Consider the following 22,581-nt stretch of genomic DNA (forward strand, 5'->3'; position numbering starts at 1 on the left):
CCTTAGCGCCTGCGCATCTCGTCGAGATGCTTGATGTCAAGGCCGTAGATGAAATGCTTGTCTTCCTCATAGTGGCGTAGCATGGCGACAATGGCCGCCGTGTTGAACGCCAACACCAGTCCGCATGCGACCGACAGGATGATGCGCATGGCGGGGATCGAGATGTACGGCCAGACGCTGAACAGCGCGAAAAGAAGTGTGCCCCACAGCACGATGACGAAGGCCAACAGGCCTGCGCGATCGCGAGTGTGCATTTTGTCGATGCGCTGGTTGAGGCTGAGTTCGCCAGTTCGACTACTGATTGTCGCTTCCATTTGTTCTCCTCCAGGCGGCCATTTTCGGCTTCATTGCGCTTTTGCGGTAGGGAAAATTAATTTCCCAACAGGAATATCCGGCAAAGTTAATTTCCTGTCAAGTGACGCGGTGCAGATAGTGGATGGCGTCGGTAAGGCAGAGATGCTCCTGAACAGATTTGAACCCGGATATAGATTTGCCTTCGCGCGCCACGCGTTCACCATCGTCTCGACAGGTTTGGGGCCACGCCTTTTCGGTTGCGCGGAGCGGCCGTCGAAAGCCGCAAAACCGCCTTGATCCCCAGCGGAATTGCGCTCGGCGATCAGAGCTTCCGGCGCTGATCCATCAACGGTTGAACGCGAGAGCGTTTCACCGTTTCATGGAAACGGCGAACCGCTCTATCTCTTTGTTCTTACGCAATTCCGGACGGAAAACCGCTACACACTTTTCCTGGAATTGCTCCAGGTCGGTCATGCCGGCCTGCTCAGCAAGGGCAATTCCGACTTCACGGGCGAACACCTCTGCTCCGGCAAGGGTCACTCGTAGATCTTAAATCGGCCGACCAAATCCTGCACTTCCTCGCGCACAGCCGCCTCGATAGCTGCGTTGCCGCTCTCGCCTTTGGCGGCCAACCCATCAATGACGCACATCGTCAGACGGCCGACTTGACGGAACTCGTCGGCGAGGAAACCGCGCGTCGTACACGCCGGCGTGCCGAGCCGGACACCGGACGTGACCGTCGGTCCTTGCGGATCGAAGGGAATGCCGTTCTTGTTGCAGGTGATGTGGGCGCGGCCAAGCACGGTCTCCACTGCCTTGCCAGTCAGATCCTTGCGCCGCAGGTCGACCAGCATCAAATGCGTATCGGTGCCGCCTGAGACGATGTCGACACCGCCATTGGCAAGTGTCTCTGCAAGGATTTTGGCGTTGGCGACGACGTTTGACGCATAGGCCTTGAATTCCGGCGCCAGCGCCTCGCCGAAGGCGACTGCCTTGGCAGCAATGACGTGCATCAACGGCCCGCCCTGCAGACCAGGAAACACCGCCGAGTTGATCTTCTTCCCGATCTCCTCGTCGTTGGAGAGCACCATGCCGCCACGGGGGCCGCGCAGGGTTTTGTGTGTGGTCGTGGTCACCACGTGGGCGTGTTCGAGGGGATTGGGGTGGACGCCGCCGGCCACCAGGCCGGCGAAATGCGCCATGTCCACGAACAGCTTGGCCCCAACTTCGTCGGCGATCTCACGAAACGCTTTGAAATCGATAATGCGGGGATAGGCCGACCCGCCGGCAAGAATCACCTTGGGTTGGTTCTTGCGCGCCAGGTCGCGCACCTCATCGAGGTCGATGCGATGGGTGTCTGGCCGCACCCCGTAGGAAACGACGTTGAACCACTTGCCGGACTGGTTGACCGGCGCGCCGTGCGTGAGATGCCCGCCGGCGGAGAGGTTAAGACCCAGAAAGGTGTCGCCGGGCTGCATCAGCGCCATGAAGACCGACTGGTTGGCCTGACTGCCGGAGTTCGGCTGTACGTTTGCAAACGAGCAGCCAAACAGCGCCTTGGCACGCTCGCGCGCCAGATCCTCGACTTCGTCGACGAACTGGCAGCCGCCATAGTACCGGCGGCCGGGATAACCCTCCGCATATTTGTTGGTCAGCACCGAACCCTGTGCCTCGAGCACCGCTCTGGAGACGATGTTTTCGGAAGCGATCAACTCGATCTCGTTGCGCTGGCGAGAGAGCTCCCGCTGCATGGCGTCGCTGACGGCATGGTCCGCAACAGCTACTCCTGCGCTGAAGAAACGACTTGCGGCGCCGGTGTCAGGTTTGGTCGAGATGTTCATGAAGCTCCTCCCTTGCGGCGCGACACAACGCCAACACTATGGTCTCACCCGGTCCAGCCCAGACCGGTTGAAATGCAATTGATCGAAAGCAGCAGCGCGTTGACCGCACGCTTGGGCTTGGCCGTCGTGCCGTCCTGCGCGCGAACTTCGCGCAAAAGCTGCACCTGCAACCGATGTATGCCGTCCAGCTGCGGCCTGATTCGGTCGAAGTGCTGCTTGAAGGCCGGAAAGCGCTGCGAAACCTTCAGGCCGCCATTGATCTCGGCAATGGTCTTGCGGGTCAAAGCATATTCGGCGGCGATCTTGCGGTATATCCGTTCGCCCACCTCGTGGTCCTGCACCAGCCCAGCGTAGAGCCGGCCGATCTCCATGTCGGTTTGGTAAAGTCCCTTATCGACCTCGTCGACGATGAGGCGGAAAAAGCGCGAGCGCTCGAACATCTGCCGGAGCAATTCCAACCCGGCCTTGCCGCGAACAGTGAGGAACGAGTTGAGCGCGCTGCCGATGCCGTACCAATTGGTCAGCAGATGCCGGTTCTGGCTCCAGGCAAAAACCCAGGGAATGGCGCGCAGATCGGAAATGTCGCGCGCGCCGAAGCGGCGGGCCGGACGCGAACCGATCTTCAGCAGCGACAGCTCTTCCACAGGGCTCGCCTGGTTGAAATAGTCGATGAAGCCCGGCTCGTTGATGAGGCCCGAATAGGACGCCTGCGACATGCCGGTCAAAGCCTCCAGCGCCTCACTGAACTCAGGGATGTCCCTTAACTCAGGCTCATTGTGTGATTTGACGGTATGGGCGAAGACGCTCGCAGCAAGGATCTCGAGCTGATAGAGTCCCGTACCGCGATTTGCGAATTTCGATGACACGACTTCGCCCTGCTCGGTCACGCGCATCGCCCCGCCAACTGTGCCAGCAGGCTGAGCAGCGATCGCTCGACCTGTCGGCGCACCGCCTCGACTGACAGAGCCGCCGCGGCCGTGGAAGAAGCTGATGGCGATCTTGCGCTTCTGGCTGAGGGCGTGGATGCGTCTTTGCGTCTTATTCAATTCCCAATTCGAAGCAAGGAAACCACCGTCCTTGTTGGAGTCGGAGTATCCCAGCATGACTTCCTGCCGGTTGTCGAAGTCGCGCACGGAACGGCGCACGATCGAGACTGAAAGAAGCTGATCCAGAACATCAGGCGCGGCGCGCAGGTCGCCGATAGTCTCGAAAAGCGGCACGACGCGCAGTGCGATCGCACCGCTGCCGTCGAGCGCGGTGGCCATACCGGAATATTGGGCGAGCAGATAAACTGCCAGCAGGTCCTCGGAAGAACGAGTCATGCTCAAGATGAAGGCGCCAATCGCACCGCCGTTCGGCCCTGAGGAGGCTTCGCGGATGACGTCGAATAGGTCGAGAAGTTCCCGCGCCTCCTCGGAGAGCGATTGCCGATCGATCCTAAGCTGTTCGCCGGCGCTGAGTGCCGAACGAATGCGCTGGGCCCATTGCGGCGTATCGAGCGCCGGTGCTTTGTCCGCATCCATGTGCTTGAAAAGCTCGGACAGCACCCGATTGACGACCGTCGAGTTCTGGCGAATGTCCAATGCGACCGTACGAAAGCCGAAGGTCTCGACCTGCTGGCGCAAAGGGCGAACAAAGCGCCGCGCAACGTGGTTGCCGCCCACTTTGGCAAGGACCGTTTCGAGGTGCCGCAGGTCGGTCTTGAACAACTCTGACCGGGCATACGGCTTGGCCGCCGTCTCACCGAGCATTGCCCGCAGGCGATCCAGCATCGCGGCCGCGAACTGCCGCAGCGGCTCTCCCGGATTGCGCGCCACGATCTCCCGAGCCGCGCCGGATCGATGCAGCGCGTGGCCGAGCGCCTTGTTGAAGTCTTCCGGAATGTCGACGACATTCGCGCTGATGCTGAGCACGGCGACCAACCGGCGAACCTGCTGGATGTACCAATTGATGGCTGCCTGGCGGCATTCCGTGAGCGCCTGAGCGGTGGTCTTGGCCGTGACATTTGGATTGCCGTCGCGATCTCCACCGATCCACGACGCGTAGCGCATGAAGGACGGCACCTTGAGATCGTATTTCGGGTAGTGACGGGCGAACGCCTCCTCGATGGCATCATAGATCTTCGGCGTCGCCTCGAAAATCACCTCCCGGAAGAAATGCAGCCCCCATGCAATCTCGCTTTCGACCGAGGGCCGTTCAAGTCGCAACTCCCCCGACATCCACAATAGCTCGATCTCGCTCCTGAGATCGTCGATCAGCTGCTCGCGCTCGCGCGGCGCCCAACGCTGCTGCTCGAGTTCGGTGAGCTTACGGTAGATGCGCCGATGAATTTCGAGAACAGTGACGCGCTTGGCCTCGGTCGGGTGGGCGGTCATGGTTGGCCCGACATTCAGCCTATCGAGGGCACCCTGCAGTTCCTCGGCCGGATAGCCGGCCGCGGCGATCTCGCCCACGACATTGGCGAAGGAGCCAATCACCTCATCCGCGCCACCCATCTGCTCGAGCTCGCGACGTGAACGCATCGCGAGCAATTCGTTGGCGATAGCGACGAGCTGGAACCATATCCCGGTCGCCTGGAGAGCAGGGATGCGCTGAGCATCGGCGAGAGTGTCGAGACTAACACGCCCGGCCGGAACGCCGGCTATCCCAGGTTCACGTTCGCTGACGACAGAGGTCAGCAGCCTGAACAGAAGGCTTCTGACGTCCTCGTGACAGCTGAGCAGTCTGCTGTCGTCCAAAGCGGCACCCATTCGTCTAGGCGTTATCCCGGACGGCCGACCTGAGCAGGCGCCTCGGGAAACTAAGAAAGCCATTTGGAAGCAGACAGGTTTTTTTGCTCCTTGAAAACGCCCGGACGGGTAGATTTGCCATTCGATTGGGTAGGTCGATGCCCAGTCCAGATGGTGGTCGGCAAGGGTGTCCAGGACTACCCGGCCAGGCAGAAATCACAATCCTATCCAATCGTTGGTCCAGTGCGTCTCGCCCGCAAAGTGCTACTTGCCTAATATGCAACAATGTTGCACCTTGGTAAAAATCGCTGGCCTTCGGAATAACGCTTGTTGTCCGGCGCTATCATGCGGAACGAAAGGATATGGACGTGCAGCAAGTGCTTCCTGGTCTCTTCGAAGGGCATGCTCCAATCACCCTTCAGAACGCTTTCCATGATGCGCTTGAAGCTCTCGAAGAATGGAGGGAGAGCGACGACGAGCCTTTCGTCCAGATTCACGGCGTTCCTGTACAGATCAGCAGAATTTTCGTCAGAATGGGCGACTGTACCGATCTGCTGCCGCTCAGAACGCAAGGCGTTCTTGGCGCGATCGTTGGTATGAGCGTGGTTCGCGCTGCGGACCGCATACTTTACGCTGAAGCCGCGAGGCTTGTGATACCCTTGTGCGCTCCGGCGACTCGACTGTGCCGTCGCCCTTCCGAGCACGTTTAATGCATGTCGCCCAAAAGTGCGCAGCGGTTTTGGGGGAACGACATGCATCAAAACAAAGACTTAAAGCGCGTCGCCTGGCTCCGCTTCAGCGCGACGCGCTTTAGATATTCAGGATACCTCTTCGCCTAAGGCAGGAGATTTATCTGGCCGGCCTCGAATTGGCAGGCCGCTAGCCGATGCCGGCGACAATTTTCTTGAACTCAAAGACGGTCGCGATTTCTTTCACCGGCATAGAGCGCCACCGCCATCGCTCGATTGCGAACGTCCAGTTTTTCGTACAGATTTTTGAGGTGATATTTGACGGTATTCTCAGAAATTCCGGTGCGGGCTGCGATCTGAATGTTGGTCCAGCCATCGGCCAGCACCGACAGCAACTCTCTCTCGCGTGTCGTCAGCCGCGAAAGCGGCGTGTCGTTGATTTTCGAGACATCTACATAGGGGATACAAATCCGGCCTTGCGCGACCGCGGTCAGTGTGTCGAATAGGACCGCCGGGTCGTCGAACTGATAGCAGAACCCTTGGGCGCCGAGGCGCACGCACTGCCTGAGAATGGCTACGTCGTGGTCATTGGAAAAGATCACGATGCGCGCACAAAGGTTGCGCTGCTGCATTTCCGTAAGCAAGCTGGCGCCGTTCATGTCGGACAGTTTCCAGCCGACCACGGCAAGATCGAATTGAGCGGTCGCGGCTGATGCCGCCTGGAGAAAGGCTTCGCCGGTCTGCACATTGCCGACAAGATCAAAGCGACGATCCCGCGAGATCATGTCGGTCAGTGCAGCAACCACAAGCGGGTTGCGCTCCGCGATCAAGACTCTGAACCTTGTCTCTCCGCCCATCGATATCACTTGATCCCAACCGACCGTGGCGGCACGCAGGCGCACACCTTGGGTTCCAGCACCTTCTCCCCTGCTCTCTTCCACGATTGATCGGTGACTCCGACCTGCTTCGGGTCCCAGCGTTACCGGTCTCGTTGAATAGCGCATTCTAAATTCATACCATGAATTTTATTTTCCTTCTAGTACAATTTTTCGCCACAACCCCAGACCGGATGGTGCTCGATATTTTTCTTGGCATGAATTTTTTTGCACATGAGTTGACCAGGGTTGGGAACCCTTTCGGATCGCAGTTGATATCGCCCGTGCGATCAACGAACGCGATGCCATGAAGCGACGAGCCACCCTGCGAGTCGTCAAGTGAACAAATCGAGCAAGAACAAAACGTAGCCGACGCCGACTCTCTGGGCCCATAATGGGCCCAAAACGTTTTGGGCTGAGGTCACTTTTTATCAATAGAATCAACGGTTATGGTGGGCCCGGAGGGTCATTGTTTTCGACAGAAAATCAATACGTTAGCGGGTGGTTCGCCAACCCATTTCCTTCGTATTCTCTCGTATTGTCCGGCGAACCTAAGGACCAGGAGGAGGACTAGTTTTCAATGCAAGCGGTATCTCTGTCTTAATCCCACAAAAGGGGTCGATGAATGCATGTTGACCAAGGGTACGAGCGCTGGTTGGGGGCCGAAGAACGAACCCGCTGCGCGGGATGGGCGCGTGGGGAGAGGTAGAGATCACGAGCCAGACGTCGCGCCCGCATCACCCCAGCCAGGTTGGCCGTAAGCCGTGACGGCCACCCATCCTGACATGAATGCGCGAACCTTCGTGTTACGGCATGGTGGTTTCTGCGACACCCGGTCTTGCCTGCCATGAAGTGAAGAGGAGAGTTCACCACGTCCAGGATCAGCCGCCGCGCCTTGCTCTTTCACTCCAGCAGCGCCGTTGTCGCCTCGACCGTTGCGGCAGCGGCTCCCGCCACAGAGCCACCACGCCCAGAGCAAGAACCGTCCAGCGAACTGCGTGCGCTGATTGAGGCGCACAAGACGAAATACGTGGTGTTTGGCAAGGCCATCCATGAAATGGGCGGAAGCAGCCGCGACTACGACAGAGCCAGCCGAGCAGAGGAAAAGGCACTGCTGGCCATCTGCGCCTACCCTGCGGTCAGGGAGGGCGATCGCTGGGCCAAGGCCCGATATCTATTGGAGATCGAGGCGCGCGGCGAACTCGACCTGCCAGAGCATATGCAGGCTCTTCTCCGCTCAACAATGTGGGATGAGACTGACCGCGGTGCAGCCGGTCAGCCTCCATCAGATTGCCCGAAGCTCGCCGGCTGACGTCTTTCCAGAACGGGGTGGAAAGCTGACCTTTGCATCCGCAGAGCCGACCGCCTTGCGCCAGCTGTCCTTGGCGACATCAGGCGGAGCTCATTGAAGCTCCGCAAGCTAACGTTTCGGTTTCTGCGGGTCCTTGGTTAGCGCCAAGGGTAGCGCTGTAAACCTACTCTGCCGCTAATTTGACACCTGACCGTTTAGCGAGCAGAGCTGCAACATCATCAACGGCCTGCGCGGTCCGTTTCAGGATCGGTTCAGACCGAAGCACGCCTTCGCTGAGGTCCTTGTCGGTAGCGTATACGGCGGTAGGGAGCGTCAAGGCTTCGAAGAATCCGAAGAGCGGCCTGAGCTGGTGCTCGACGATCAGCGCATGGCGCTCGCCGCCGCCGGTCGCCGTCAGGAGCACAGGCTTACCCTTCAGCGCCGCCGGATCGATGAGGTCGAAGAAGTGCTTGAAAAGCCCGGTATAGCTGCCCTTGTAGGTCGGCGAGCCGACGACGAGCACGTCTGCCGCGATCACCTGTGCGAGGATCGCCTGCGCACTTGGGGCGAGATCTCGCGCCCATCTGGCGGTGCCTAGCGAGGGGCCGACATCGTCGATGTCATAGGTCCGCGAAGATAGGCCATGGCGGTTGGCCACATCCTGGACGATGAGATCGACGAACGCGCGTGTCTTCGACGGGCGGGTGATGTTGCCGGAAAAGCCGACGATTGCTGGATTGGACATGAAGCGGACTCCGGGTGGCTCCAGAATTTGAGACTTAGGCGGCCCGAGTGGGCCGCCATCGGCGGGTCACACGGGCGCCTGGCCCGCGGCGGATCGTTCAGCTCCAGGCGTGCAGCGGCGGCTTCTCGCCGTTGAGGAAATACTTGCCGAGGATTGCGTATTTCCAGCGCACCGGATCGTGCAGCGTATGGGTGCGGGCATTGCGCCAGTGCCGGTCAAGATTGTGCTCGGCCAAGGTCGAGCGTGTGCCCGCCAGTTCGAACAGCTTGTTGGTCGCGGCAATCGCAATCTCCGTCGACAGGATCTTTGCCTCGGCCGTGATCACTTGGGCATGCGCCACGGTCTCGGCGGTGGGCTCGGCCACCGCGCGGTCGATGGCGAGGCCGGCCTTTTCTAGCAGCGCCTGCGCGGCATGAAGCCTAAGCGTCAGATCGCCGATGGCCTGGATCGTGTAGGGATCGTCCCAGGCATTGTCGACGCCGCTGTCGATCCAGGCGCGGCTCTTCGTCCGGACGAAGTGCACCGTCTCGTCAATCGCGGCCTGTGCGATACCGGTGTCCACCGCCACCTGGATGATCTGGAAGATCGCGCCGTCGGCGGTCGGCTTGTCGTAACCCTTGTAGCCCGGCACCAGATGGGTCTTCGGCACCTTGACGTTGTCGATGATGACGGTGCCCGACAGCGTCGTGCGCTGGCCGAAGCTCGACCAGTCGTCGATCACGGTGAGGCCAGGCGCGGCACGATCGGCGATCGCGTACCAGGCGCGGCCCTCGTCGTCGAGCGCAACGATCGGCACCAGATGGGCCAGCAGCGCGCCGGACGAATAGAATTTTTGGCCGTTGACGATGACATGATCGCCGGCGTCGGTGAACTTGGTCTCGAAATCAGCCGCGCGCTTAGAGCCGAATTCCGAGAAGGCGTTGCCGAACCGCGTGCCTTTCAGCACTTCGGCGAATAGAAGCGCCTGCTGGTCCTTGTCGGAGACGGTGCGGATTGCCGCGACGACGCCGAGATGGTTCTGGGCGATCTGGCCGATCGAGGAATCGGCCGCCGAGATGATTTCGATCACCTTGGCTAAAGTCGCGTAGGACACTTCCGGGCCGTCGAAAGCTTTCGGCACGTTGATCGACCACAGACCGCTTTGCGAGAATTGATCGAGCTCGGCTACAGGCCAGATCCGCTCGCGATCGCGCTTGGAAGAGTCCTTGACGAATTCGGCGGCGAGCCGGCGTGCGATCGCAATCGCTTCGGCATCGTCCTTGACGATATGCGCCGGAGCGGTCGGCCTTGGCACCGGCGGCACGGCGGCCACGGCCTTGTCTGTCTTTACGTTAGAGACGGTCATTTCATGGCTCCTTCGGAGTTGTTAGGCGACGGCATGAAGGTGAGGAAGCTGAGCAGCGTGCGAAGCCTGCTGTCCGAGATAGAAAGCTCGAACGTCCTCGCGCTGGCGAAGCTCCGCAGCCGGTCCGGACAGCACGGAAACGCCGTTCTCGAGCACGGTGGCGTGGTCGGCATATTTCAGCGCGACCGCCGAGTTCTGCTCGGCAACCAGGATCGACAGCCCGGTCTCACGATTGAGCTTCTTCAATGCCAGGAAGATGTCCTGCACGACCAGCGGAGCGAGGCCCATCGAAGGCTCGTCGAGGACAAGCAGGCGGGGACGCGACATCAGCGCCCGGCCGATCGCGGTCATCTGCTGCTCGCCGCCTGAGGTCAGACCGGCAAGCGCTTTGCGCTTTTCGGCGAGCCGCGGGAAGAATTCGTAGATCCGCTCAAGGTCCTGGTTGATCTCGGCGCGCCGGCCGCTGCGGCCGATGCCGCCGGAAACCAGATTCTCCTCGACGGTTAGACTCTTGAAGCAGTGGCGGCCCTCCAGCACCTGGACGAGCCCGGCGCGTACGAGGTCGCCCGGCCTCCGGCGGGTGACGTCGCCGCCATCGAACAGGATCGTGCCGGCATTGATCTGGCCGCGTTCGGCCGGAAGCAGGTTGGAGACCGCCTTCAGCGTCGTGCTCTTGCCGGCGCCGTTGGCGCCGAGCAGCGCCAGGATCTCGCCTCGCCTCAGCTCGAAGCTGACGCCGTGCAGCGCGGTGATGGCGTGGTTGTAGGTGGCATGGACATTGTCCACGACAAGAATGACGTCATTGGCCGGCATCGCGTCTTTCCCGCTTCTCGCAAACGAAGTGAGGCGGGCGCCGAAGCATGATCGGCGCCCGGTCGGTGGGTTAGTTGGTCGCTAGTGCATCAGCATCGGCGGCGGTGCGCAGCTTGATGCCCTTCTCGGCCGCATAGGCCTCGGACGACTTCTCGATGATCGGCCTGAGCAACGCCCAGTCGGGCGCGATCCAGTCGGAGACAACGTTCCACTTCTTGCCGTCCCACTGCTGGAAGGTCACGTAGCCTTCGCCTTCGTGGTTGTCCCAGCTGACATTGATGGAGTGGAACAGATCCTTGGCGCCGAGCGCCTCGACCTTGACGGGATCGAGCTTGAGATGCTCGAAGCCCCAACGAACCTCGTCGCCGGTCAGCGTGCGATGACCGAACTTCTCCTGCGCGATGCGGATGGCCTCGACATTGAGGATACCGTTGACGATGCCGAGGTTATGGTAGACTGAGCCGATGCGCGACTTGTCCTCGAGGTTGCCCTTGCCGGCGCCATAGACCGTCTTCACGATCTCCTGTACCACCGGATAGGTGTTGCCGGAAGCCTGCGTGGTGATGGCAGTATAGCCCCTGGCGGCATCGCCGGCCGGTATCACGTCTTCCTCGGAGTTCGACCAGACATTGCCGATGATGTGGTCGACCGGATAGCCGACCTTGACCGCCGTCTTCAGCGCCACCGGGTTCATTACGCCCCAGCCGCGCAGGACGACGAAGGCTGGCTTGGCGCGGCGGATCGTCAGCCACTGCGACTGCTGCTCGTTGCCGGGATGCGGCACCTCGATCTGCTGCACGGTGAAGCCGTATTTTTGCGCCAGTAGCTCATAGATCGGGATCGTCTCCTTGCCATAGGGCGAGCCGTGATAGAGCACGACGATCTTCTTGCCCTTCAGCTTGTCGATGCCACCTTCCTTGGCAGCGATGTAGTTCACGATGCCGGACGTCTCGCTGTAGGGATTGAGCAGCAGCGGGAAGACGTAGGGGAAGACCCGCCCGTCGGTGGAGTCGGTGCGGCCGTGATTGACCGTGATCAGCGGCACCTTGTCGGCGGTAATGCGATCGATCATCGCATAGGCGATACCGACCGAAAGCGGATTCCAGGCTGCCGCGCCCGCGTGGCTCTTCTGCCGCTCGTAGCATTCGACGCCGCGCTCGACCTCGTACTGGGTCTCGCACTCGTCCCAGGTCAGCTTGACGCCGTTGACGCCGCCGTCGCGGATGTTGATGAGGTTGAGATAGTCGATGAAGCCGCCGAAGAATCCGGTGCCACCTGCCGCGTAGGGTCCGACGCGATAGCTCTGCAGTGGGAAATATTGTTCGTCGGCGTGGGCGGCCGGCAGGGCCACCGACACGGCCAGCGCCGCCGACAGCGCGAGCGCCTTGACTGTACTGAGGAAGGTCATGGTTTGAGTGCTCCAGTATGGGCTTTGGTTTTGCCCTGGTTCATTTTCCGAATGTCTGCAGTGGTTTGCGGCCTATGGCCCAAACCGGCTCAGCTCGATTGCCAGGCGAGCAGGAGCCGTCTCCGGACCCTGTCCCACAGGGCGACCAGCCCGTCCGGTTCCAGGATCAGAAAGAGGATGATGAGGGCGCCGAGTACGATGCGCTGGCTCATGTCGAGCACGCCGGAATCGAACACGTCGCCCAGCAGGAAATTGCCGAGGCGCGACAGCGCCAGCGGAAAGACGACGATGAGCGCGGCACCCAGAAAGGCGCCTCGGATCGAGGCGAGCCCGCCGATGATGATGATGAACAGGATCTGGAACGAGCGGTCGAGATCGAAACCGGCCGGCTCGACGGTCCTGAGATAGGCGAAGGCCCAGATGACGCCGGCGACGCCGATGATGAAGGACGAGATGGCGAAGGCGAGTAGCTTCGTCTTCAGCACCGGGATGCCGATGATGCGAGCCGCCGTCTCGTTGTCGCGGATGGCGATGAAGTTGCGCCCGGTCTGCGATGAAACCAGCCGGTGCGCGAGAAAGGTGAGAATGACGACGACGGTCAGTGCGAAGAGATAACGGCCGGTTGCGCCGTCGAACTCGAGGCCGGCGATGGACAGCTTCGGCGCATCGATGACGCCCGACGCCGAGTCGTTGGAAAACCAGGAGAACTTGGTCAGTGCCCATTGCACGAAGAACTGCGCGGCAAGCGTCGAGACCGCGAGGTAGAAGCCGCGCAACCGCAGGCTCGGCAGGCCGAAGACGATGCCGATCGCGGCCGCGACGAGACCGGCGAGGATGATGCTGGCGGCAAGCGGCAGTCCTTCGACGCGCAGGTTGAAATTATAGGCGGCAAAGGCGCCTGCAGCCATGAAAGCGGCACTGCCCAGCGACACCTGCCCGGCATAGCCGGTGAGGATGTTCAGCCCGACACCGGCCAGGCTGAGCGCCAGGAAGGGCAGCAGGATCGCCTCGTACAGATAGCTGCCGCCGATAAGCGGCACGATCGTATAGGCGAAGGCGATGACGAGCAGCGGCGCCAGCCATCTCGGCAGGCCGGCAGCGGCAGGCAAATCGGTTGCGATCGCGCTCATGGCTCAGACCCTTTCGACAAGCTTCTGGCCGAACAGACCTGACGGACGGATCAACAGGAAGACGAGCGCGACGACATAGGCGAACCAGCTCTCGATGCCGCCGCCGAAATAGTCGCCGATATAGACCTCGGCGAGCTTCTCGCTGGCCCCAATGAGCAGCCCGCCGACGATGGCGCCGAGGATGGAATCGAAGCCGCCGAGCACCAGCACGGGCAGTGCCTTCAGCACGACCAGCGACAGCGAGAACTGGACGCCGAGGCGCGCCCCCCACAACAGTCCCGCCACCAGCGCGACCAGGCCTGCAGCTGCCCAAACGCTTGCCCAGATCAGCGGCAGTCTGAGGCCGACGGCGAGTGCGGCGAACTGGTCGTCGGCGACCGCGCGGAAACTGAGGCCGATGCGGGTGTAGCGGAAGAACAGCGACAACAGCAGCACCATGGCGGCGGCCACCGCGGCGGCGAAGATGTCGAACTGGCTGATCAGCACGCCGCCGACTTCCAGCGGCACGTCCTCGATGCCGAGCTCGAGGCCGTGCACCTGCGTGCCCCAGATGAGCTGAGCGGCGCCCTCGATGATGTAGGAAAGGCCGAGCGTCGCCATGAACAACGTGATCGGCGGCTTGTTGGTGAGCGGCCTCAGCACCGCGCGCTCGATGCCGATGCCGAGCGCCACCATGATGGCGAAGGTGACCGCAAGCGCCAGCGCGAACGGAACGCCGCGCTCGACCAGGCTGACGAAGGTGAGCGCCGCGAAGAGCAGCAGCGCGCCTTGCGCGAAGTTGAGCACGCCCGAGGTCTTGTAGATCAGCACGAAGCCGATCGCGACCAGCGAATACATGACGCCCGACAACAGGCCGCCGGTCAGCACCTCGATAAAGAACTGATAGTCGAAATCGCCGATCATATGCCTGCCCCGTCCTCATTGTCAGAGGCGACACCGAGATAGGCATCGATGACATGCTGGTCGTTCCTGATCTCGTCGGGCGTGCCGTCGGCGATCTTGCGTCCGTAGTCGAGGACGGCGATGCGGTCCGACAGCCCCATGACGACGCCGACATCGTGCTCGATCAGCACCACGGTGGTAGCGAAGCGATCGCGCGCGGCCCGCACATAGGCCGCCATCTCGCTCTTCTCGGTGGCGGTCATGCCGGCCATCGGCTCGTCGAGCAGCAACAGGCGCGGTTCAGCGACAAGCGCGCGGGCAAGCTCGACCCGCTTCTGCAGGCCGTAGGGCAAGGTGCCGGCGAGCCGGTCGCGCACGCCAGTCAGATGCAAGAATTCTAGGATCTGATCGGCACGGCCGCGCTGCTCCTGCTGCTCGCGGCGCGATCGGCCAAGCCCCAGAATCTGGCCGGCGAAATTCGACCTTGCGCGGTAAGCGAGGCCGGACGCGACATTGTCGAGGACGTTGAGGCCCTTGAACAAAGCGAGGTTTTGGAAGGTGCGAGCGACCCCGAGACGCGCCAGTTGCTGTGTCGGGACCTGGGCATAGAGCGCGCCATTCAGGCGCACATGACCCCGATCCGCTCGATAGACGCCGCTGATGACGTTGATCAACGAGCTCTTACCGGCGCCGTTCGGGCCGATGATCGCCCGTATCTCGCCGGGAAAGACTGACAGGTCCACATCCGCCAACGCCACCACGCCGCCGAAGGACAGCCCTATGCCTTCGAGCGAAAGAAGCGACGCGCCACCCTCCGCGGCCGGCTGCTCAGGCTTGTCGTCGCGCGCCGGCGGCTGAGTAGCGGGCGGCCCCTGCGCGAGAATTTCCGGCGCGTAGACCGAAGCCTCGACTGCCCCGAAGGCATGGCTGGATATCGGCATTCCATCGTCCCCAACTGCAGCGAAGGCGCGCACGGTCCCGGCCGCGCGCTCAATTGAGCGTGCGGTCATGATCGTCGGGTGGCCGGACGATCTCCGGCCAGCGGCTGGCGTTGTTATTCGGCGGCCAGCGCCGCTGCGGCTTCCGCGTTTTCCAACTCGCGCACGAGCGGGATGACATGCTTGCCGAAATACTCGACCTCTTCCTGGAAATGCAGGAAGCCGAGCAGGATCAGATCGGCGCCGGCCCGCTTGAGGTCGACGATGCGCTCGGCCACCTGATGTGGCGTGCCGATCAGGTTCGAGCGGAAGCCGTCATTGTATTGCACCAGGTCGTCGAAGGACGACTTCGCCCAGTTGCCCTCGCCTTCCGGCGAGGCCTTGCCGGCATTCTTGACCTCATGGCCGAAGGCATTGACGGCCTCGGGATTGGCCTTGGCGATGATTTCGGCCAGAACGGCCTTCGCCTCTTCTTCAGTTTCGCGCACGATGGCGAAAGCGTTGACGCCGACCTTGACCGAGTGGTTGTTGGCCTTGGCCTTCGCCTGGATATCGTCGACCTGCTTGGCGATCTCCGCCGGAGTGTTGCCATTGGTGAAGTACCAGTCCGAAACGCGCGAGGCCATGTCGCGCGCGGCGCGCGACGAACCGCCCTGGAAGATTTCGGGCAGCGGCTGCGGTGGCTTCGGCTTCAGCGAATACTGGTTGAAGCGGTAGAAGTCGCCGCGGAAGGTGAAGCTGTCCTCGGTCCAGATGCCGCGCAGCGCGCGGATGAATTCTTCCGAGCGCCGGTAGCGCTCGTCATGGTCGAGCCAATGCTCGCCGATGGCGTGGAACTCACCGCGGAACCAGCCGGAGACGAGATTGACTGCGATGCGGCCATTGGTCAGGTAGCTGATTGTGGCGAGCTGCTTTGCCGCCAGCGCCGGATTCCACGGCCCGGGCAGGATCGCTGCGATCACCTTCAGGCTCGTAGTGGCGGCAAGCAGGTCGTGGCTGAACGACACCGACTCGTGCTGCTCCTCGGCGCCGTAGCCGGCGGTGAAGCGGATCTGGCTGAGCGCATAGTCGAAGCCGGCCTTTTCGGCGATCTGCGCCAGCTTGCGGTTGTATTCCGCCGAATGGTTGGTCCTCTGCTCGATGTTCGAGATGACGAGCCCGCCCGAGACGTTCGGCACCCAATAGGCGAATTTGACTGCGTCGCGATCGTTCTGAGGCATGGAAATCTCCCGGCTTGGCCTGTCCCAACGATTGATCCGGCCGTGGCCGGAAGCTGTCGCCAATTTATTAGTCTACTGATTATATATACAAAGTAGGATTTTCCTTTTTCGCGATGCCGTCCGAACGGAAATACCAATTTTGCGCGCCCGCATTCGTCGCGGATTTTCAGCGGGCGACTTCGATCGCCGACTGGGCGCCGAGTTGGGCTTCTATCTGCGAGGCGACCGTCTGCGCGTGACGGGCCACTTCCGGCAGGCCCATCAATTCGCCGAATGTGCCCCGCGCCAGAGGACCGGCGACGAACAGGCCAGGAACCGGCTCGCCCTCCGGGCCGACAGCACGGCTGTCCAGCGCCGTCTCTATCCCGAGGCCATGGCGATCGATATGGATCAGTTCGGCATCGCAAAGAGAGCGCAACACCGGGTTGGTCTGCAGCGCCTTGCCATGCGCCGGACCCGTCGTATTGATCACGACATCGAAATGCAGCGCTTCGATCTGCCTCTCGCCGCGTCGCCGCAGGTTGACCGCCAGGCGATCCCCATGGCGACTCGAGGCCACGAGGCTTGCCGCGATATTGTCGTACGTGCGTTCGGCATGACGGCGCTCCAGCACAGCCTCGACCTGCGGCGCGATACGGAAGCGATGAACATCCCAGAACGCGCGCAGCCGCCGCACCAGCCGCGTTCGCTCGTCTGGCGTGAGTGCGGACCATATGGCCGGTCCCTGCAGCCTCAGTTGATCGAAGACCGACTGCCAGTTGACGCCGCCGGCATCGGCTGCCGCCAGCGTCGAGCGTATATTTTCGAGCAAGCCGAGCGCGGTGGCAGCCGGTGTCGAGGCGAAATCACCAAAGGGCTGGCCTCGCAGCTGCGGATGCCCGCGCGATCGCAATCCATGACGAGACACCGCCAGGATACGCCCGCGATGGCCGCGGCGGTCGAGCTCGGCGACAGTGTCGGCCGACGTTAGGCCCGAGCCGACGATCAGCACCGATGCGTCCGCAGCTATGGAATCGAGCGCGTCCGCAAAATAGACATCGGCAACGAAGCCACGCGCACCGGCAAGCGGCTTCAGCGCCGCCGGGATATCGGGCGAAGGATGCGTCATGGCGAGAACCAATATGTCGGCGGCGATCGACTGACCGGAAGTGGTCACGGTCCAACCATCGGCGCCGCGCCTTACTTCCAGGCCATGCTCGCGGACATGGCGGATCGTTCCATTGTCGAGGTGATCCTTGAGTTGCTCGGCGACGTAGCGGGCGAAGACGCGGCGCCTGGGAAAGATATCGCCGTTGCGCCACTGCGACTCCGGATCGCGTCCGGCTTCGCCGTCATGCGCCAGCCAGCGTGAAAAATGCTCCGGCTCGTCCGGCAGCAGGTTCATGCGGGACGCGGGCACGTTGACGCGGTGCGACGGCTCCTCGCTGGAATAGGCCAGCCCGCCGCCGAGGAACGGGCGCGGCTCGACTACCGTGATGGAAGGGCGCACGGGCTGCCGGGCAAGGTGCAAGGCCACGGCCGCGCCGGTGAAGCCTCCGCCGAGAATGACGACGTGGCTGCGTGGCCGGGGCGGCAGCGCGTTCACGAGGCGCTGGCGAGCGTTTTCGGACGATGGTCGCCGGCGATGGTCTCGCCGAACGGGCCGGTGTTGACGGACGAGCCGGCGGCCTTGACCGGGTGATCGGTCGGCAAATGCGGCAGCACCAGCTCGCCGAAGCGATAGGCTTCTTCAAGATGCGGGTAGCCCGAGAGGATGAAGGTATCGATGCCAAGACGCCGGTATTCGTCGATGCGCTCGGCAATCGTGGCTGGATCCCCGACCAGCGCCGTGCCGGCCCCGCCACGCACCAGGCCGACGCCGGCCCACAGATCCGGCGCGATCTCGAGCTTCGAGCGGTCGCCGCCATGCAGCGCGCTCATGCGCGCCTGGCCGACCGAGTCCATGCGCGCAAAAACCTTCTGCGCCGAGGCGATGGTCGCATCGTCGAGCCGGCTGATCAGCCTGTCGGCCGCCGCCCAGGCTTCCTCGGTGGTTTCGCGGGCGATGACGTGCAGGCGGATGCCGAAGGAGAGCTTGCGGCCCGCCTTTTCGGCAAGCTCGCGCACGCCGTCGAGCTTGCGCTCGACGTCGGCCGGCGGTTCGCCCCAGGTCAGGTATTTGTCGATCTCCTGCGCCGCCACCGTCGATCCGGCATCGGACGAGCCGCCGAAATAGAGCGGCGGACAAGGTGTCTGCACCGGCGGGAACAGCAGGCGGCCATCCTCGATGCGGAAATGCTTGCCATGATGCTCGACCGTCTCGCCTCTCAGCAGGCGCTTGTAGACCTGCAGGAACTCCTGCGTCACCTCATAGCGCTCGGCATGTGACAGGAAGATGCCGTCGCCCTTGTTCTCCAGCGGGTCGCCGCCGGTGACCACATTGATCAGCAGCCGGCCGTTGGAGATGCGGTCGAGCGTCGCCGTCATGCGCGCGGCAAGCGTCGGCGATTGCAGGCCCGGCCGCACCGCGACGAGGAAGCGCAGCCGTTTCGTCAGCGGCGCCAGCGCCGAGGCGACGACCCAGGAATCCTCGCAGGAGCGGCCGGTGGGCAACAGCACACCATAGTAGCCGAGCGTATCGGCCACTTGCGCCACCTGGGTCAGATAGTCGAGATCGACCGCCCTGCCACCTTCGGAGGTGCCGAGATAGCGGCTGTCGCCATGTGTCGGCAGGAACCACAGAACCTTGATGCGATCGGGGATTTCAGCAGCCATGTCCGTCCTGCTCAATGAGGCAAATGAGTTTTTGACAGGCGGCGCCAATGGCCCCACCGGCGATTCATCAAGCATAAGTCTAGTTCATCTGTAGAGATTATGTTTTCTATTTCGTGGCCAGAGGGTGGAATTTCCTTATCGAACGACACCTGGTTTCATGCGGGGCGGCCCGCAGTCGCGTATCAGAGTTGAGCGTCATCGCGCCAAAGTCTGCTTCCGGGCGAGGATGATGCCAGCCCGTACGTCTGAGATGCGCAAAGCTGCCATTCCGCAGAAGCCAAAAGGAATGGGCGAGCGGCTGGATCGGCTTCTTGAATCGAGTTCGGCGAACTGCCTCGTAACTCATTGACGAATAATGATTATGTTAGTCGCTGAGAGTCATCGTTTTCGACAGGAAAACAATACGTTAGCGGATGGTTCGCCAATCCGTTTCCTCGTATTCTCTCGTATGGTCTGGCCAAGCTAAAGACACTGAACGAGGCGACCTTTAGCTCGGACACCTATTTAACGCTTCCGTCTCGATCGCACCGCAGCCTCGCGGAATGACCAAGGTGGGGCCGGAAGTTGACTGTCGGCTTTCAGGGTGAAAATCGAATAAGCAGGCATTCGCCACGAGGAACCAGCGTCACAGCCGCGCGATGCCGATAAACAAGCTCCACCTGTGTACCCCTCCCTCTAAGCTCGAGCCTCGCGTTCTGCCTCCTGTTATCTACCAGATCACCATGGCAGCTTGTATTGCGAGGCCAGTTGCGGTCGCGTTTGCGGGGTCGACGACCTCTTCCTCCATTGATCGAATAAATACTGGTTGTCACGGACGGGACAAACGCGAGACCGGCTCACCGATTGTCGGCTTGGAGGCAGCATCGAGTATTCCGCAAATGTCTGGATGCAATCGTCAGCCATGCCGTAACCATGGCGCACTTGCGTGCTCGCCCTTCCGCCAAACATGGCAAGCACGTTTATCTGACCGCCTAAAATTAGAATTGCGCGGCATGTCATCTGCCTCAGCTTCGGCTAGCTTCAATGGGCAAAGGCAACATCACGGTGAAGACAACAATGTCCGCGCGGTCCGCCAACGTCATCAGCCTGGACGACTATCGCGTCGCCCGAAATTCGCAGAGATCGACGCAGCTGGCCGACGGTCCGCTGATGATGCCTGGCATGATGGCGATGGCTTGGGTGCCGGTCTGGTTCATGCCCGTCTATGCGGTCGGCCCCTCGCTCAAAGCGAATTGACATTTCGTGGCGGACACTCTGTCGAGCGCTATCGAAACCGCCGGAAGCGGTGATACTGCGGATGAGCTTCCTCACATTCTCGGACGAAATCTGCGCCGGCTGAGGATCCGCCAGGGGCACTCTCTCGAACGTCTGGCGAAGCTCTCGAGCGTCAGCAGAGCTATGCTCAGCCAGATCGAGACCGGCAGAAGCGCCCCAAGCATCAGCTTGCTCTGGAAAATCGCCACGGCACTTGGCGTGCCGTTCGCGACGCTGCTCGACAGCCAGAAAGTTCAAGGCACGGTAGTGCTGCGTCGCGAGCACGCGAAGATCCTGACCTCGTCGGATGGCAAATTCACCTCGCGGGCCCTGTTTCCCTTCGACGGCGAGCGCAAGGTCGAATTTTACGAGCTTCGCTTCGCCCCAGGCCACACCGAGAACGCCGAGGCGCACGCTCCCGGAACGATCGAAAATCTCATCCTCATTAAGGGTCGTTTGGAGATTCGAGCGGGGCTGGCCGCTTCCGATGTGCTTGCTGAGGGCGACGCGATTCTGTTCGAGGCCGATGTGCCGCACAGCTACCGGAATCTCACCGACAGTGAGGCGATCGCCTATCTCGTCATGACCTACGTCGAGGCTATCGGCTAGTCACAACGAAAAAAGGGCCGGCAAGCCGACCCCCTTTCCAAATTCAGCAGCGATGCGCTCAGGCCATCTGGCCCATCATCATCATGCCGCCGCACATCATCATCATGGGCATGCCGGCGCCGTTCATGGCCATCATGCGCTTGCAGCACTCCATGAACATGTCCTTGGAGGCGTCATCCATCGGCATCATTTCGCAGACCATGCCGTTGGCCGTCATCTTGCAGCTCATCTTGCACATCATGGCGGGCATCATGCCCTGCATCGGCATACCACCCATCATCGGGTTCATGCCCATCATCGGCATCATGCCCATCATCATGGGGTTCATGGGCATGCCGCCCATCATCATCGGCATCATGCCATTCATCATCATCGGCATCGGCTGCATCTGCATCGCGGGATTCATGATCTGCTCCGGTTGTTGAAGACGTCCCGCCCGTCGCAGGTCGTCGATGGCGGACCCCTAACCTCCGGATTCCGGCGCAGGCAACGACAGATTATGGATACGCTGCGCTTTCCTCCGCTGCAGCGGAGGAAATGTCAGCGACAGCGGAAAAATGCCCCCCCGCGCGCCGTCCGTCATGCTCTGCAACCGGATAAATGAGTATCCATTGCTCTGAACAGCCCTCGTTCCGGTGCGATTTTTTTGCGCAATGGGATCACGGAAGAAATTGCCGAATCGCCGAAGGCGCTCCGCGCTCGACCCTCACCAGGGTCCATGCGCCTCCCGACGACGTCAGCGCGAGACGCGCACGATCAGCTTGCCGAAATTGCGCCCCTGCAGGAGGCCGAGAAATGCATCCGGCGCATTGTGCAGCCCATCGACGATGTCTTCCCTGTAACGGACCTTTCTGGACGCGATCCAGCCGGCCATCGCCTCGTAGAAGGCCGGACGCTGTTCCACGAACTCGCGCTGGATGAAGCCCCTGATGGTGAGGCTGCGGCGCAACACGTCGCGCATGACCCCTGGCAGCCGATCCACGCCGGAAGCCGGCAACTCATTGTACTGCGCGATCAGCCCGCAGACCGGCACGCGGGCAAACTCGTTGAGCAGCGGAAACACGGCGTCCCAGACATGGCCGCCGACATTCTCGAAATAGACGTCGATGCCGTTCGGACAGGCGGCCTTCAACTGCGCCTCGAAATCCTTCGCACGGTGATCAACGACCGCGTCGAAGCCAAGCTCGTCACGCACGAACGCGCATTTGTTGGGACCGCCTGCGATACCGACCGCGCGAGCGCCCTTGATGCGCGCGATCTGGCCGACGACCGAGCCGACCGCGCCGCTTGCGGCCGCCACCACGACGGTCTCACCCGGCTTCGGTCGACCAATGGTGAGCAAGCCGGCATAGGCCGTGAAGCCGGGCATGCCGAGAACGCCGAGAGCAGTGGTGATGGGGGCTGCCTCCGGATCGAGCTTACGCAGCCCGGTGCCGTCGGAAATCGCAAAGCTCTGCCATCCCGAATGTGACAGAACGACATCGCCGTCGGCAAAGCCATCGAGGCGGGACCGCACGACGCGGGCGACCGTGCCGCCCTCGATGACGCCATCGATCTCGACCGGCTTGGCATAGGACTTCGCCGCGTCCATGCGCCCGCGCATATAGGGATCGAGCGAGAGATAAAGGATCTGCAGCAGCAGTTCCCCGTCGGCGGGTTCCGGCAGGCCGACCGTTTCGACCCTGAAGTCACTCGGTTTCGGCAGCCCCTGCGGCCTCGCCGCAAGCACGACGCGCGTGTTCGCCCCGATCGGCATCGGCATCT

Annotated in this window: 21 protein-coding genes; 3 read left to right on the top strand and 18 right to left on the bottom strand. The window is 61.8% G+C overall.

Annotated elements, in window-relative coordinates:
- Positions 1-2: 2 nt before the first annotated feature.
- The 6 genes from EJ070_RS03020 to EJ070_RS03045 form a co-directional block, all read right to left on the bottom strand.
- Positions 3-314: a hypothetical protein gene (locus EJ070_RS03020; RefSeq protein WP_126089995.1), complete on the bottom strand. Its 312-nt coding sequence runs from the start codon at positions 312-314 to the stop codon at positions 3-5.
- A 349-nt stretch (positions 315-663) separates the two neighbouring features.
- Positions 664-834 (bottom strand): hypothetical protein, encoded by a 171-nt coding sequence (locus EJ070_RS36115; protein WP_189350341.1) that lies wholly within the window; start codon positions 832-834, stop codon positions 664-666.
- Complete coding sequence (gene glyA / locus EJ070_RS03030; RefSeq protein WP_126089997.1) at positions 831-2,135, bottom strand: serine hydroxymethyltransferase; 1,305 nt, start codon at positions 2,133-2,135, stop codon at positions 831-833. Before glyA ends, EJ070_RS36115 begins: the two co-directional genes overlap by 4 nt.
- Positions 2,136-2,179: 44 nt before the next feature.
- Positions 2,180-4,873 (bottom strand): phosphoenolpyruvate carboxylase, encoded by a 2,694-nt coding sequence (locus EJ070_RS03035; protein WP_126089998.1) that lies wholly within the window; start codon positions 4,871-4,873, stop codon positions 2,180-2,182.
- Between the two features lie 263 nt (positions 4,874-5,136).
- On the bottom strand, positions 5,137-5,622 hold the full coding sequence (locus EJ070_RS36120; RefSeq protein ID WP_189350343.1) for a hypothetical protein: 486 nt from the start codon (positions 5,620-5,622) through the stop codon (positions 5,137-5,139).
- 152 nt (positions 5,623-5,774) lie between these two features.
- Entirely contained in the window at positions 5,775-6,410 is a 636-nt protein-coding gene (locus tag EJ070_RS03045; protein WP_126095617.1) for a response regulator transcription factor, read from the bottom strand.
- 913 nt (positions 6,411-7,323) lie between these two features.
- On the opposite strand from EJ070_RS03045, the gene EJ070_RS03050 reads away from it, so the two are divergent.
- Positions 7,324-7,740 carry a hypothetical protein gene (locus tag EJ070_RS03050; protein ID WP_245464792.1) on the top strand — a complete coding sequence of 139 codons (417 nt, stop codon included), beginning with the start codon at positions 7,324-7,326 and terminating at the stop codon, positions 7,738-7,740.
- A 163-nt stretch (positions 7,741-7,903) separates the two neighbouring features.
- Here the strand turns inward: EJ070_RS03050 and msuE are convergent, their stop codons facing one another.
- The 10 genes from msuE to ssuD all read right to left on the bottom strand — a co-directional run bounded on the left by msuE (position 7,904) and on the right by ssuD (position 18,954).
- Positions 7,904-8,464, bottom strand: coding sequence for an FMN reductase (gene msuE, locus EJ070_RS03055; RefSeq protein WP_126090000.1), 561 nt, complete (start codon positions 8,462-8,464; stop codon positions 7,904-7,906).
- A 97-nt stretch (positions 8,465-8,561) separates the two neighbouring features.
- Positions 8,562-9,809: an SfnB family sulfur acquisition oxidoreductase gene (locus EJ070_RS03060; protein WP_126090001.1), complete on the bottom strand. Its 1,248-nt coding sequence runs from the start codon at positions 9,807-9,809 to the stop codon at positions 8,562-8,564.
- Positions 9,810-9,830: 21 nt separating this feature from the next.
- A complete protein-coding gene (locus EJ070_RS03065; protein WP_126090002.1) occupies positions 9,831-10,622 on the bottom strand; it encodes an ABC transporter ATP-binding protein in 792 nt (263 codons plus the stop codon).
- 70 nt (positions 10,623-10,692) lie between these two features.
- Positions 10,693-12,030 carry an ABC transporter substrate-binding protein gene (locus tag EJ070_RS03070; RefSeq protein ID WP_126090003.1) on the bottom strand — a complete coding sequence of 446 codons (1,338 nt, stop codon included), beginning with the start codon at positions 12,028-12,030 and terminating at the stop codon, positions 10,693-10,695.
- Positions 12,031-12,119: 89 nt separating this feature from the next.
- A complete protein-coding gene (locus EJ070_RS03075; RefSeq protein WP_126090004.1) occupies positions 12,120-13,160 on the bottom strand; it encodes a branched-chain amino acid ABC transporter permease in 1,041 nt (346 codons plus the stop codon).
- Between the two features lie 3 nt (positions 13,161-13,163).
- A complete protein-coding gene (locus tag EJ070_RS03080; RefSeq protein WP_189350578.1) occupies positions 13,164-14,060 on the bottom strand; it encodes a branched-chain amino acid ABC transporter permease in 897 nt (298 codons plus the stop codon).
- Positions 14,060-14,983, bottom strand: coding sequence for an ABC transporter ATP-binding protein (locus EJ070_RS03085; RefSeq protein ID WP_126090006.1), 924 nt, complete (start codon positions 14,981-14,983; stop codon positions 14,060-14,062). Before EJ070_RS03085 ends, EJ070_RS03080 begins: the two co-directional genes overlap by 1 nt.
- Positions 14,984-15,096: 113 nt before the next feature.
- On the bottom strand, positions 15,097-16,200 hold the full coding sequence (sfnG, locus tag EJ070_RS03090) for a dimethylsulfone monooxygenase SfnG (RefSeq protein ID WP_126090007.1): 1,104 nt from the start codon (positions 16,198-16,200) through the stop codon (positions 15,097-15,099).
- A 166-nt stretch (positions 16,201-16,366) separates the two neighbouring features.
- Complete coding sequence (locus EJ070_RS03095; RefSeq protein WP_126090008.1) at positions 16,367-17,785, bottom strand: FAD/NAD(P)-binding protein; 1,419 nt, start codon at positions 17,783-17,785, stop codon at positions 16,367-16,369.
- Positions 17,782-18,954, bottom strand: a complete 1,173-nt coding sequence (gene ssuD / locus EJ070_RS03100) for an FMNH2-dependent alkanesulfonate monooxygenase (protein WP_126090009.1) — start codon at positions 18,952-18,954, stop codon at positions 17,782-17,784. Before ssuD ends, EJ070_RS03095 begins: the two co-directional genes overlap by 4 nt.
- A 1,056-nt stretch (positions 18,955-20,010) precedes the next feature.
- On the opposite strand from ssuD, the gene EJ070_RS03105 reads away from it, so the two are divergent.
- Complete coding sequence (locus EJ070_RS03105; RefSeq protein WP_126090010.1) at positions 20,011-20,190, top strand: hypothetical protein; 180 nt, start codon at positions 20,011-20,013, stop codon at positions 20,188-20,190.
- Between the two features lie 6 nt (positions 20,191-20,196).
- Complete coding sequence (locus EJ070_RS03110) at positions 20,197-20,817, top strand: XRE family transcriptional regulator (protein WP_126090011.1); 621 nt, start codon at positions 20,197-20,199, stop codon at positions 20,815-20,817.
- Between the two features lie 58 nt (positions 20,818-20,875).
- Here the strand turns inward: EJ070_RS03110 and EJ070_RS36125 are convergent, their stop codons facing one another.
- Positions 20,876-21,223: a hypothetical protein gene (locus tag EJ070_RS36125; RefSeq protein WP_189350345.1), complete on the bottom strand. Its 348-nt coding sequence runs from the start codon at positions 21,221-21,223 to the stop codon at positions 20,876-20,878.
- Between the two features lie 330 nt (positions 21,224-21,553).
- A complete protein-coding gene (locus EJ070_RS03120; protein ID WP_126090013.1) occupies positions 21,554-22,573 on the bottom strand; it encodes an NADP-dependent oxidoreductase in 1,020 nt (339 codons plus the stop codon).
- Positions 22,574-22,581: the final 8 nt, after the last annotated feature.

This window comes from Mesorhizobium sp. M1E.F.Ca.ET.045.02.1.1 (genome assembly GCF_003952485.1).
Classification (GTDB): Bacteria; Pseudomonadota; Alphaproteobacteria; order Rhizobiales; family Rhizobiaceae; genus Mesorhizobium.

Coding starts and splice junctions, on each gene's coding strand:
- EJ070_RS03020 (WP_126089995.1), bottom strand. CDS start 314: ATGGAAGCGACAATCAGTAGTCGAACTGGCGAACTCAGCCTCAACCAG.
- glyA (WP_126089997.1), bottom strand. CDS start 2,135: ATGAACATCTCGACCAAACCTGACACCGGCGCCGCAAGTCGTTTCTTC.
- EJ070_RS36120 (WP_189350343.1), bottom strand. CDS start 5,622: ATGCATGTCGTTCCCCCAAAACCGCTGCGCACTTTTGGGCGACATGCA.
- EJ070_RS03045 (WP_126095617.1), bottom strand. CDS start 6,410: ATGGGCGGAGAGACAAGGTTCAGAGTCTTGATCGCGGAGCGCAACCCG.
- msuE (WP_126090000.1), bottom strand. CDS start 8,464: ATGTCCAATCCAGCAATCGTCGGCTTTTCCGGCAACATCACCCGCCCG.
- EJ070_RS03060 (WP_126090001.1), bottom strand. CDS start 9,809: ATGACCGTCTCTAACGTAAAGACAGACAAGGCCGTGGCCGCCGTGCCG.
- EJ070_RS03065 (WP_126090002.1), bottom strand. CDS start 10,622: ATGCCGGCCAATGACGTCATTCTTGTCGTGGACAATGTCCATGCCACC.
- EJ070_RS03070 (WP_126090003.1), bottom strand. CDS start 12,030: ATGACCTTCCTCAGTACAGTCAAGGCGCTCGCGCTGTCGGCGGCGCTG.
- EJ070_RS03075 (WP_126090004.1), bottom strand. CDS start 13,160: ATGAGCGCGATCGCAACCGATTTGCCTGCCGCTGCCGGCCTGCCGAGA.
- EJ070_RS03085 (WP_126090006.1), bottom strand. CDS start 14,983: ATGCCGATATCCAGCCATGCCTTCGGGGCAGTCGAGGCTTCGGTCTAC.
- sfnG (WP_126090007.1), bottom strand. CDS start 16,200: ATGCCTCAGAACGATCGCGACGCAGTCAAATTCGCCTATTGGGTGCCG.
- ssuD (WP_126090009.1), bottom strand. CDS start 18,954: ATGGCTGCTGAAATCCCCGATCGCATCAAGGTTCTGTGGTTCCTGCCG.
- EJ070_RS03105 (WP_126090010.1), top strand. CDS start 20,011: ATGTCCGCGCGGTCCGCCAACGTCATCAGCCTGGACGACTATCGCGTC.
- EJ070_RS36125 (WP_189350345.1), bottom strand. CDS start 21,223: ATGAATCCCGCGATGCAGATGCAGCCGATGCCGATGATGATGAATGGC.
- EJ070_RS03120 (WP_126090013.1), bottom strand. CDS start 22,573: ATGCCGATCGGGGCGAACACGCGCGTCGTGCTTGCGGCGAGGCCGCAG.